At 55.2% G+C, this 12,400-nt stretch carries 9 protein-coding genes; 3 read left to right on the forward strand and 6 right to left on the reverse strand.

Annotation, left to right across the window (positions count from 1 at the left end; genetic code table 11):
• Position 1: 1 nt before the first annotated feature.
• Positions 2–2,551, reverse strand: coding sequence for a GH92 family glycosyl hydrolase (locus K0H63_RS03205; RefSeq protein WP_220066695.1), 2,550 nt, complete (start codon positions 2,549–2,551; stop codon positions 2–4).
• Between the two features lie 45 nt (positions 2,552–2,596).
• Complete coding sequence (locus tag K0H63_RS03210) at positions 2,597–4,951, reverse strand: GH92 family glycosyl hydrolase (RefSeq protein WP_220066696.1); 2,355 nt, start codon at positions 4,949–4,951, stop codon at positions 2,597–2,599.
• 159 nt (positions 4,952–5,110) lie between these two features.
• Between K0H63_RS03210 and K0H63_RS03215 the strand changes: the two genes are divergently transcribed.
• Positions 5,111–6,130: a LacI family DNA-binding transcriptional regulator gene (locus K0H63_RS03215; RefSeq protein ID WP_220066697.1), complete on the forward strand. Its 1,020-nt coding sequence runs from the start codon at positions 5,111–5,113 to the stop codon at positions 6,128–6,130.
• 57 nt (positions 6,131–6,187) lie between these two features.
• Here K0H63_RS03215 and K0H63_RS03220 read toward each other — a convergent pair whose 3' ends face one another.
• The 4 genes from K0H63_RS03220 to K0H63_RS03235 all read right to left on the reverse strand — a co-directional run bounded on the left by K0H63_RS03220 (position 6,188) and on the right by K0H63_RS03235 (position 10,675).
• On the reverse strand, positions 6,188–7,300 hold the full coding sequence (locus K0H63_RS03220) for a site-2 protease family protein (RefSeq protein WP_220066698.1): 1,113 nt from the start codon (positions 7,298–7,300) through the stop codon (positions 6,188–6,190).
• Positions 7,301–7,385: 85 nt separating this feature from the next.
• Positions 7,386–7,730, reverse strand: a complete 345-nt coding sequence (locus K0H63_RS03225) for a DUF4144 domain-containing protein (RefSeq protein ID WP_220066699.1) — start codon at positions 7,728–7,730, stop codon at positions 7,386–7,388.
• Positions 7,731–7,734: 4 nt separating this feature from the next.
• Positions 7,735–9,405 carry a flagellar assembly protein A gene (locus K0H63_RS03230; protein WP_220066700.1) on the reverse strand — a complete coding sequence of 557 codons (1,671 nt, stop codon included), beginning with the start codon at positions 9,403–9,405 and terminating at the stop codon, positions 7,735–7,737.
• A gap of 244 nt (positions 9,406–9,649) precedes the next feature.
• On the reverse strand, positions 9,650–10,675 hold the full coding sequence (locus tag K0H63_RS03235; protein WP_220066701.1) for a methyltransferase: 1,026 nt from the start codon (positions 10,673–10,675) through the stop codon (positions 9,650–9,652).
• Positions 10,676–10,854: 179 nt separating this feature from the next.
• On the opposite strand from K0H63_RS03235, the gene K0H63_RS03240 reads away from it, so the two are divergent.
• Positions 10,855–11,259, forward strand: coding sequence for a type 2 periplasmic-binding domain-containing protein (locus K0H63_RS03240; RefSeq protein ID WP_220066702.1), 405 nt, complete (start codon positions 10,855–10,857; stop codon positions 11,257–11,259).
• Positions 11,246–12,397, forward strand: a complete 1,152-nt coding sequence (locus K0H63_RS03245; RefSeq protein WP_220066703.1) for a hypothetical protein — start codon at positions 11,246–11,248, stop codon at positions 12,395–12,397. The genes K0H63_RS03240 and K0H63_RS03245 overlap by 14 nt, the downstream gene beginning before the upstream one ends.
• The last annotated feature ends 3 nt before the right edge of the window (positions 12,398–12,400 follow it).

The raw sequence follows: 12,400 nt of genomic DNA on the forward strand, positions 1-12,400 counted from the left end.
CTTAGTTTCCTGTCAGTGAAAATGAAGGCGGACGGTCGGTCTTGGCCTGACCAAAGGCCGGATTCGGCTCGTCTGATAGCTTGAATTCCAGGCTGGTTTTTCGCTCTACGTAATCGGCCGGAATATAGCTTTTCAGGCTGGGTTTGCCATCAAGCACTATTTCATCAACGTAGAGTCTGTCGTTGCTGGCGCCGGGTGCGCGGATGCTGAGCTTGCCTATCTCGGCGGCTTCAAACACAGGGGCGGCCAGTACCAGCTCGGCGCGGCCCGGCAGCATGGGGTAAAGCCCCAGCGCCGAGAACACATACCAGGATGACATCTGCCCCAAATCATCCTGCCCCGGAATACCCTTGGGCGTTGGCAGCCACAGGGTGTTCAGGGTCTCGCGCACCACCTTTTGGGTTTTATAGGCGGCACCTGTGTGCAGGTACATCCAGGGGCTGTTGATGGAGGGCTGGTTACTCACATCGGCAAAAAAGGCATCATCGCGGAACAGCACATAGCTGCCGTCTGGCTTGATAAAGTGGCTATCAAGCCTAGCTTCCATGGCGGCGTCGCCGCCAAGCTGCGCCGACATGCCCGCGCCATCAAAGGGCAGCATCCACAGGTACTGGGCCGGGCTGCCCTCAACAAACAGATGCGGACTCGCCGGGTCGAAATCGGCCTTCCAGCTGCCGTCTTTGTTGCGGCCCTGAATGTAGCCAAGCTCGGCGGTGGCCTTGGGGTTGTAGAGGTTTTTCCAGTAACCGGCGCGCTTAAGCAGCTGCTTGCTCTGGCTCTCATGACCAAGGCTTGCGGCAAGCTGCGACAGGGCGAAGTCGGCGCTCACCTGCTCCAGGGTTTCGCTGGCGCCTTCCCAACTGTTGGATTGGTCGGAAATGTAGTTGAGCGACAGCCACTGATCCAGCGAGGGCCGCTGACCACGGCAGAATACAGGGCAGCCGGTGTCGCTAAGGTCAAACTGAGTCGGCTCGGTGGCGGCCTTGTACAGCGACTTATAGGCGGCTTCCACCGCAAAATCATCGGCGCCGAAGGCGACAAAGTTGGCGATGGCGATGGTGGAGGGGTCGCCTGACATCACCGAGGTCGCGCCCGAGTTGTGGGTCCATCTGTCCCACACGCCGCCATATTGATTGGCTTGATTGAGCATCGATTGGGCCATGTCGGAGGCGATTTTGGGCTCCATCAGGCTTATCAGCTGCAACTGCGAGCGGTACACATCCCAGAGGGAATAGTTGGCGTACTGGGCCTGCTGGCCAGCACTCAGCTTATGCACCTTGCCATCGAAGCCGGTGTACTCGCCGTTAACGTCGCTGAAAAGGTTGGGGTGGTGCAGCGCATGGTAAAGCGCGGTGTAAAAGGTGGTGAGCCGGTCTTTGTCGGCCTCAGGGTTGGCGGCAACCCTGACCTTGGCGAGGGTCTCGTTCCAGCGTGTATTGGCCGCAGTTTCCACGGCACCAAAGTCTTTATGGGCCTGCTCGGCGGCCAGGTTGTGGCGGGCGTTGGCCTCGCTCACGTAAGAGATCCCCACCCGCATGGTGACTTTTTGCTGCGCGGCGGTATCCAGTTCAAGCCACAGGCCTGAGCCCTTGCCAAGCTCGGGCACGCCCTTGGGGCCGTAGCCGGTGCCGCCTTCGCTATAGCTGGCGCCCGGCAGCATCTTGTCATCCTGCCAGCCGCCGCTGGCGGTTACGGGCACGTCCAGTTTGGCCACAAAGTGCAGGGTGTAATAGCTGTAGCGGTTGGCTTCGCCCAGATAGCCGCAGAAGTTGCCGCTGGTGACTGAGCCTGTGATTTCGCCGGTTTCGGGATTAAAGCGGGTGCTGGATTTTTCGCTGCCAAGCTGGTTGTAGGCGGTACGGAACAGCAGCTTGGCGTCGGCATCTTTGGGGAAATCAAACTCGGCGATGCCGCTGCGCTCAGTGGCGCTTAAGTTCACACCAACGCCGTTATCCAAGGTAAGACGGTAACTGCCGGGGCGCACACTTTCGTTGGCGTGGCTGTATCCCACGCTGTAGTAAGCGTCCATCAAATCTGTATCGGGTGAGTGCTTGATGGGCTCCAGGAATGGCAGCACCGGTACTTCGCCTGAGGCGCCGAGGCAGCCGGTGCCGGACAGGCGGGTGAAGCTGAATCCCTTAACCCGGGTGGCGTCGTAGTTGTAACCGCCGGGGGAGACGGGAATACGCACCTTCTCTTCCAGTACGCGCTTTTTCAAGCCTTCGCTTTCATCAAGCAGCGCCTGTGTGTAGGCGTGCTCGGGGCCAAAATTGAACATACCAAAGGGCAGTGAGGCGCCCACGGCCACGTTGGCCGCCTGGCGATGGTTGAATACGCCCTGGCTGCCAATCAGCGGATTAACAAAGTTCACCGGCTGGCTAATCCAGTTCGGTTTTTTTGCCGCTTTGTTGGCGACGCTGCTGTCAGCCTGGCTGCGATTTGTGTCAGCCTGGCCGCGATTGTCTGAGTCGTTGCTGCCGCAGCCACTAAGTGCGATGGCGCCCAGTGCGGCTGTGACGGCCAGGCCGATTAGGGTAGGGTAAGTGTGCATTGTCAGTCCTTGTGTGTCCTTTCCCGTTTTTGACGGTGGACGCTTTTAGTTTTTGTAAGGGCTCATGGCCTTGGGGCGCGCATCAATCGCCTTGCCCCAGGCTTTGTTCGGCGTTGCTGCCATCTCAAACACCAGTTCACCACCGGCCATGATGTCGTTATGGTGCAGATAGCTGTGGCTCAGCGGCTTGCCGTTGAGGCTCACGCTGGCAACGTACAAATTGTCCTTCGACAGCCCCTTGGCGATAACCTTAAAGCGCTTGCCGTTACTGAGCTTGAGGGTGACTTCCGGCAGCTGCGGCGCGCCTATCACATAGGTCATGTCCCCCGGGGTAACCGGGTAAAAGCCCATGGCGGAGAACAGGTACCAGGCCGACATCTGGCCCACATCGTCGTTACCGGCTAGGCCCGATGGGGTGTCGTTGGAGAGGGTATCCATGATCTGACGAATTCGCGCCTGGGTCATCCAGGGGGCGCCTGCGTGGTTGTACAAATAGGCGATATGGTGGCTGGGCTCGTTGCCGTGGGCGTACTGGCCAATCAGACCGGCAATGTCTTCGTGTTCCTTGATTTTGTCGGCATGGAGCGGGCGGGTGAAAAGCTCATCCAAACGCTCGATAAAGGCATCATCGCCACCCTTGATGTTGATAAGGCCCGCCACATCGTGGGGCACGTAGAAGCTGTACTGGAAGCTGTTGCCTTCGGTGAAGGGGCCCATGTACTTGGCTTCCTCCACATCGAAGTCTTTATCCCAGTTGCCTTTGCTGTCGCGGCCACGGGCAAATTTGGTTTCAGGATCAAACACATTGCGCCAGCTCTGGGCACGCTTATCGAAGGCTTTGGCGATATCTGTCTCGCCCATGCTTTCGGCCATGCGGGCGATGGCAAAGTCATCGTAGGCGTATTCCAGGGTGATGGACACTGACTCTGGCAGCACATCCATGGGCACGTAGCCGTATTTCAGGTACTCGGGAATGGCATCGTAATTGGGGTGGTTGGCGGTGGCCGTCATGGCATCCAGCGCCCGCTCGCCATCAAAACCGCGAATGCCTTTTTGCCAGGCATCGCTTATCACCGACACCGCATGGTAGCCAATCATGGTCCAGGTCTCGTGGCCGTGGAACGACCAAATCGGCAGGATGCGGTCATAGCTCTGGTCGTAGTGGGCCAGCATGGAGTTAATCATGTCGGGTACGCGCTCGGGGGAAACCAGAGTCAGCAGCGGATGCAGGGCACGGTAGGTGTCCCAGAGCGAGAACAGGGTGTAGTGAGTAAAGTCGGCTTTATGGATTTCACCATCAACGCCCAGGTACTCGCCATTGACGTCCTGATACAGGCTTGGCGCCTGCAGCGCATGATAAAGCGCGGTGTAGAACTGGCGTTTTTGCGACTTGTCGCCCTTGGCTTCCATGCGCTCAAGCTCGGTTTGCCAGGCGGCTTTGGCGTCGCTGCGTACCTTATCAAAGTCCCAGTGGGGCAGCTCGCGGTTCAGGTTTTCCAGTGCATTGCTTTTATCCACGGCGGATACGCCCACCTTGACCAATAGCGGCGCCTGATGGGGATTATCGAAGCGGGCCAGTACCTTAACTGCCTTACCTGCGGTGAAAGGAATGCGGCTGTTGACTATGGTGGAGTGCTTGCCATTTTTATTGTCGAGACAGCCCATGCAGCGGTAGCGGGCGTTGTCTTCGTTAATCAGCTCGATATCGTCGAAAGGGCGGGAGAAGCGGATGGCGAAGTACATGGGGCGCTCGTGCGCCCAGCCGTTGGAGCGGCGCGAGGCGATAAGGGTGCTGTCATCCACCATCCGCACATCGCTCCAGATCACCTTATTGGCGAAGTTGTAGATGCCGTGGGTGAGATCGATAACCACATGACCTTGATCGGTTTTGGGAAAGCTGTACCTGTGCATGCCGGTGCGGGCTGTGGTAGTAAGCTCAGCATCGATTTGATAATCGGTGAGTTTTACTCTGTAGTAGCCGGGGGAAGCTTCTTCATCGTCGTGACTGAAGCGGGAACGATAGCCGCTGTCAGGGTCGGTGGCCGTGCCCGGTTCTGTGTTGGGCTTGCCGGTCATTGGCATGATGAGCAAATCGCCCAAATCCGAGTGACCGGTGCCGCTGAAATGGGTATGGGAGAAGCCGACTATGGTGCTGTCGTCATAATGGTAACCGGCGCAGCGTTTGTAGATTTCACTCTGGGGCGAGACGCTGCGCATCGGGTTGTCGGTATCAGGGCTTAACTGCACCATGCCGAAGGGCACTACGGCGCCGGGAAAGGTATGGCCATCGCCGCCGGTGCCAATAAAGGGGTCGACCCACTGGGTCAAATCCCCGGCCTGCACCTGAAGGCTGCCCAGCAGTACGCCGGTCGCCAGCGACCATTTCGTTAACATTCCCATCCGCAGGGCTCCTCGCTGTTCTCTTTTTAAGGCAAAGGGTTAGTCTGGATAAAACAAGTTTGGAACGTTCCAATTTGTGTTAATATAATGAGTGACTGGTTATAATTCAAACCCTTTTGATGCGCTGGCGACTCTTCAGACCAGACTCAGGGAACAGGAATGCAGGCAAAAACAACCAAGAAAAACGTGACTGTGATTGACGTGGCCAAGGCAGCAGGCGTCTCCAAATCCACGGTATCCCTGGTGCTGCAGGGCAGTGACAAGGTCAATCCCGCTACCCGCGACAAGGTGCAGGTGGCCATGGCCGAACTGGGCTATGTGTACAACCGTGAGGCGGCGTCGCTTCGGGGTAAGCGCTCCAATCTGGTGGCGATTGTCATTAACGACCTGACCAACCCCTACTCGGCGCAATTGGCGGTGGGGCTTGAGGCCAATATCCGCCGTATGGGGCTGTTTTCCATGGTGGTTAATTCAGGTGAAGACAAGGACACCCAGAGCCAGCTGGTGCAAAGCCTGAAAGAATACAATGTGGCGGCCTTCGTGATTTGTCCTGCTCCCGGCACGGATGCGGGCTGGGTGGATAGGCTTGCCGCCACTGTGCCCGTTATCCATATCATGCGGGAAGTGAAGGGGGCGAGCGTACCCACAGTGCAGCCCGACAACCACGCCGGCACACTGGCCTCGACCCGCCATCTGCTGAGCCAGGGTTATACCCGTATCGGCTTTTTTGGCGGTAATCAGCGTATTTCAGACTACGGTGAGCGTTTGGCGGGCTTTAAGGCGGCGCTGGCAGAAGCCGGACTCGAACCTGCAGGTGTGTGGGAAACGCCGCTCACCAATCGCCATGGCGGTCGCCTTGCCATGGCTGAGCTGCTCGCATCATCACAGCGCCCCGAGGCGCTGGTGTGCTTTACCGACATTGTTGCCTACGGTGCCATTGAGCAATTAAGGCTGCAGGGCCTTCTGCCCGGTGAAGATATGGCGATTGTAGGCTTTGACGATTTGGAAGACTCCTGCCTGATGACGCCGGCGCTGAGTAGCATCGCCATTGATGCCGATGCTCTCGGTGCTGCAGTATGTCAGGTACTGGAAGACATCCGCAGTGGCAAGCAGATTCAGGGGTTGCAGCGACTGCCGGTGCAATTGAAAGTACGGGGGTCGAGCCCACGTGCTCGTTAGCCACGGGTAAACCAAAGTAAAAAGGGCGCCAGTGGCGCCCTTTTGAGTTCTTGTCGGTCAGCTTTGCAGGATTTGCAGCGGCAGTCCCAGCAAACCATCACCCATACCGGCGAAATACCAGATGATGCCGATAAAGGCCGCCAGGGTGAGGAGATACCAGACCGTTGAGAAAATCTGCCCGTATCTGTCCAGTGGGATCAAATGGCTGTGATGACGGGCGCGCCACTCAAACAGGATTTCCGCACTGCCAATCAACAGTAAAAAGCCCAGCAGCGCCAGCCCCAGACTGTAGCTCAGCCAAACGCCAAATACCGCACCGAGCACGCACAGCAACAAGCCCGTTTTGCTGTTCATGGAAAAGCTGATGCTCTTAATCACATGGCCACCATCCAGTGGCAGGATAGGCAGCAAATTAAAGAGGTTCAAGAGCGAGTTAAAGGCGGCGAGACCGGCGAAAAACGGATTGTCAGTTACCCACCAGCCCACCAAACAGGCCAGTGACATAAAAAGACCGAAGGTGGGGCCCATGATGGAGATGACCACATCCTGCCAGCGGGTGTTTATCTTGTCTTCCGACAGGGCCAGACCGCCCATAAAGGGGATCAGATAAAAGCCTTTGGTTTTCATGCCGAAGTATTTCATCGCCCGCACATGACCGTATTCGTGTATCACCAAACAGGCGATAAGCGCCAACGCAAACTGGAATGAAAACAGCCAGCTGTAGGCGGCCAGACTGGCACCTGCCAGCACGGCTTTGATGACCTTGGCACTTTTGAGCAGCTTAAAACCAAGGGAGGCCAAACCTACCAGGCTCAGCTTTTGGGTATTTTTCCGGGGCAGTTCGGGTTCCTGGCGCTCCATGTCTTTTTCGGTGCGGGTGCCTTCGGCTAGCACCTGGTCTTCGGCCAGGAGGCGATAGTTCAGCTTAAAGGGTTGCCAAATCAGATCGGTTTCGAGCCGCACTGCGATTTGCTCCGGGGCTTCCTGATTGGGCTGGTGGGATTGCAGATTGAATTCGTGTACCCGCAGGCCGTCATTCTCCACGCCGGCTACCTTTTGTGACACTAATTGATTATCCCAATAGAGTTCCTGCCAACCGGCAAGTGAGCCTTCCAACCTCAAGGTTTTTCCAAGACACTGAACTCTGAGCAATTCCAAAATGCACCTCATTTCCCTGCGGTAAACACGTATCTGACCGTCAACATGGTCATATACAATAAATTGGCGAGCATCATAGCGGGAAATACGGGCTTTTTCAGCCCTCCAGTGCATTGAGAAAATCGATGGCATCCATCAGAGAATATAAATGCATTTTGCTGAGGCAACAGTGACCGAGGGTGGCGCAGTGGGCGCGAATAAGGTCATTCAGCCCCTCGGGTGGCAGGGAGGCGGTTGGGTGCCAGTGGGCATCTTCACCAAGTTCAAAGCGGTTAAAGTTGGCATCTATCAGGCTGTCGCCATATTGCAGCAGATGTTTGGAGTCAGCACAGAACCTGTGCCAATCGTCGGCGGAACCCAGCGGTAAGAGTTCGTCACAGCCCTGCTGTTTGAGCAGGGCTGGCCAGATTAACTGAGGATGGGGGAGGTAACGGGTGCTCATTCGCTCAGGGCTTGGCACTGTAATCGAAATGCACTTCCTGCCCCTGATTGGTGACTATACAGGTACCGTGTTCCCTTTGAGTGCGATTAAAGGCCTGACCTATATGCAGCTCGACGTTGGCAAAAATGTGTTTAAGCACTTCTACCCGATAATTGGCATAGTAATTATCAACTTCCTGCTTGAGGGCTTCGAATCGCTGTTCTTCCAGAACGCGCTCGTCTGACATGCGTTTTTTCTGCTCCATCATCATACGCACCTGTTCGAGCATAACGGGATCGTCCTGCCATTCGCTCTTGGGGGGCAGTTTGCGGATCCGGGCGTCGATGTCCAGACAGGCAACCACCATGGACTTGACGCTCTCATCCAGGGCCTTGAGTTCGTTCTTCAAGTCGCTCAAATCCATGGCACAGAAGATTTCTGTCTTGGTGCCTGCGGTAGCGCCTATGACTACGGCGCGCACGCCCTTGGCTGCATGGGCCTGCCCACCGACCAAATCGCCGCGGCGGCCGTTGTTGTCACTGACCAACAGTTTACTCAGGGTAGTGGTGTTGCTGTGCAGCAGCTGTTTGGTCACCTGAATATCGCCTTCGGCGACGAGTTCTGAGTATTGTACAAACTGCGCGGCAATCTGGCCTTTGGCCTTGAGCACTGTGGAGTGTTTGTTATCGGCCAGTTGGCGGCCAATGACCCCTTTACTGACGATGATGTCGCCATCGGCCTCCAGCTGCGCCGAGTCGACAAAACCCATCACGGTAATATCACCACTGGCCTTCACCTGCATGCCTTCATGCACATCGCCCGTGATTAACACCGAGCCCTTGAAGTTGACGTGGCCGTACTTCACATCCACTTCTTTGATTTGCAGCATGTCGTCAACTTGCATGCCGGTGCGGGTTTCAACCGGCTGACCTGCCACAGTGGCAATTAATTTATGGGGATCTTGGGGCGATAGCGCCGTACCTTCACCGGGGATTAAAGGCAGGTCTTTTCCGGGGGTTGGAGGCAGAGGGGTTCCTTTCACGGTAAAACCCTGTATGCCATCTGTCGCCGGGAGCTTGACCATCAGCACATCATTGGGTTTAACCGTGATAACCGAGCCCAGGTTGCGCATATCCACGGTACCGTCTTCCCGCTCCTGTGGTTGCAGCAAACGTTCCCTTGCGAGGGGTACTTTACGGTCAAGGACTGCGTTTTCACCGTTAACCGCGGGCTTACCGATGGCAATGACTTGTTTGCAACTGGCGCCGGGGGCAAGGTTGGGAATTTGTTTCAGCAGTTGCTCAATACGCACCTTGCTGAGCCCCATGGAAACGCCTTCGGCCTTCAAAGCCACCAAGACATCCTGCAGGGTAATTTGGTTACCGCCGTAGGCGGCGAAAATTTCCATCTCAGCCTGCATTTGATCCGGGCTGACCTCGATGAGGACTTTGCCATTGCGACGCTCGGCAATGGCAAAAAATTGCTCAAATTTGCCATCATCCTGCCCACATAGCTTGTTGATACTGATGACAGCTTTTTGGATAACGGGTTCCAGTGGACAAAGATCGGTAAAGCCGGGCAGGGCCAGCAATTCCCTTAAATCATTTTCGCTGACAGGGCCATGTGTTGCGGGGATCAGTCTGAGTTCCGCTTTAAGACCATCTTCGCTCAATTCGAGCAGTTCTGGAGCCAACATAATTATTACCCGTTTATCTGTTGTTATTTTTCTTCGAGCCGCCGGATGACGACGATAAACCCCATTTACGGCAGGGGCTTAGTCAGGGATACAGCTTTCGGAGTATAACAAGATAAACTTTCACCAAAAAAGACTTCAGTGGCTAATTTGTGCACTGATTTTCAGTTTAGTGATTTTTTTAGCAACTGGCGAATGAGGGCTGGGGGGCCAAACGCCCTGAATCAGGGCGTAGAGCATAATATTTTCAACGTTTTTTGTTGGCGTAGACCTTGTACTTGTTGTTTTCTGCCACCGTATTGACCTCCCCAAACACCTTGGCAATGGTATCTGAATAAGGTAGGTGTCGGTTGGCAACGATTTGCCAATCGCCACCTTTTTGCAGTTGCTTGTAACTGTCGGCCACAAACCGGGTTGCGATATCTGTGGTGCTGCTTAAACCGTCGTGAAAGGGCGGGTTGGAAACAATGGCATTAAACAGGCCTTCAGTCTGCGCCAAACCATCGGATGCATAGACTTTCGCCTGCATGCCATTGGCCTTGAGTGACAGCTCACAGGACAGGAGCGCCATGGCATTGATATCCACGCACTCCAACTGAAGATCGGGATTTTGCTGCATCAGCGCTATGGCTATCACACCGGCGCCGCAGCCGAAATCCAGTACGCGGCCCTCAAGTCTGGGCAGGTTATCCAACAGTAAAGCGGTGCCCTGGTCCAGTTGCTTGTCGGAGAACACGCCCACCATATTGCAGATTTGAATATCGCCTCCGGGCAGTGAAAGCCGATACCGGCTCACCCAATCTTCGGCAGTGGGCTTGGTTGCCTCTGCTATCAGGGTGGCACTGTACAGCAGGCAGTGTCTGGCGTTATCGATTTTACTGGCCGGGGAAAAGGCGCTGCCCAGCAGTTTATCCACTGACTTGATGCCACCTTTGTTTTCACCGGTGATCAGCAAAGTGCCATCCGGGTGCAGGTGCCACGCTGCCAATGCAAATAAATAAGGTGCCAGGGACTTGGCTTTGGGGAAATACACCACCACCACGTCGAACTTTTCATCCCGGCTCCACTGGTGACCAAATTCACAGCGAAACCCATTTTTACCCCGAGGTTGTGCCTGAAAATGATTAAAGTCGAGCGCCAGCGCCGCGACTTCGGTGCAGTGGCGAGTCAAGCTATAGCCCAGCTCGTCCGCCTCGATGTTTATTAACATAACGCGTTGATTTTCAAGCTGCTCTATGTTTCTTGTCAGGAGCTCGGAGGGGTTGGTAAGCAATGTGGTGTTCTGCGTCGCGAAATTTGAGCCGATTATAGCCCATAGGCTTGGGAGTCTTCAGCCACTTTTGACGAGCAAACAACGGATTCGTCACCTACGCTATAAAAGAAGGCTACAGACTGCTTCGGGCCAATTTTTGGATGGCTGCCCGGGCGTTAGCGACCAGAAAGGGAGTGTCAATGTACCGTTTAACGACATGGATGTGGTTATTGGTGCTTAGTTTGGGAGCAAATGCCGAAATCATTGCCCATGACGAGACTCTGGCCAAAGGTCTTACGGTGTCAGAGCTGAGGTTGATTTTTTCACGGCAACGATTGTTTTGGCCTGATGGAAGCCCTATCCGGGTATTTATATTGCCGCCGGAATCTGAACTGCACAGGCAATTTTGTACAGAGTCGTTGGAAGTGTTCCCCTATGTACTGCAACGTCACTGGGACCGACTGGTATATTCGGGGACCGCCGATCGCCCCGAAATAGTCGCCTCCCCTGACCAGATGCGGCGCAAAGTAACGGAAACCCCCGGCGCAATAGGCTACCTACCGGATGAGACAACTGCAAAGGACACTGCCCATGAAAGTCACTGATTGTCTGCTGCTTTCGTTGCTCTACAGCGGTGTAACCTATGCTGATGAGTGGCAATTCAATGGCTACCTCAGCCAGGGGCTTGTGGGTGTAAACGGCAGTGACTTTTTAACCGATGGCGATGATGTGAGTGTTGCGCTGTCTGAAGCATCGCTGATGTCCTCCTGGCGCCCCACAGAGAATATTCGTTTGGCAGGCGCCCTGGTTTACCGCCAACGGGGTAACCTCAGCGATGAATATTTTCACCTGGATTATCTGTTCGCCGAATATCTCAGCCCCCTCGACAATGGCTTTGCCGGCATCCGTGTTGGCCGGGTGAAAAACGAAATCGGGTTTTATTCCAGTACCCGTGACGTGCCCTTTACCCGCCCCGCCATATTCCTGCCCCAGTCCATTTATGCCGACTACTACCGCGATGCCCAGTCACATATCGATGGTGTTGGACTGTTTGGCAGTCACAGGCTGAGTAGCGGCACGCTGGAATGGAATGTCAGTGGCGGCGTGCTGCATGTCACCGATGATTTGAGCCGGAATATTCTCGGTACCCTGGATTATGGTGAATTTGAGTCTGAGTACTTTTACTCGCTGGACCTTGATTATAGCAACGACAGCTGGCGGCTTGGCGCCAATCTGTATCAAACCAGGCTGAATTTCGAGACCGAACTGAGCAATATGAACGGCGACATTAAGTTGTTGAACTATGTGCTTTCTGCTCAGTACCGTTGGGCTCAATGGGAATTCACCACTGAATATTCTCGGGGTTGGCGAACCTTAAGCGACAACATGCTGTTGGGGGAATGGGGTGCCGAGCAGCCCTATCGTGGCTATTACCTTGATGTCCGTTATCTGCTGGGAGAACGGCTGGAATGGTTTGTTCGCTATGACCATTCGGTGGAAAATCTGGACGATCCCGATGGGAAGCGTCTCGCACTGCAGGGATTGCCTGAGTATTTTGGTTACAGCAAAGATTGGAGTCTGGGGCTCAAGTGGCGTTTTGCCGACAGCTGGCTGTTAGGGGTGGAATATCACTGGGTCGAAGGCGCCTCCTGGGTACCACCTATCCTCAACAAAAATCCCGCAACACAGGACGAAGACTGGTCCATTTTTGCGCTGCAACTCTCGTATCGATTGCAATGGTGAGCC

The organism is Shewanella zhangzhouensis, assembly GCF_019457615.1.
GTDB lineage: Bacteria > Pseudomonadota > Gammaproteobacteria > Enterobacterales > Shewanellaceae > Shewanella > Shewanella zhangzhouensis.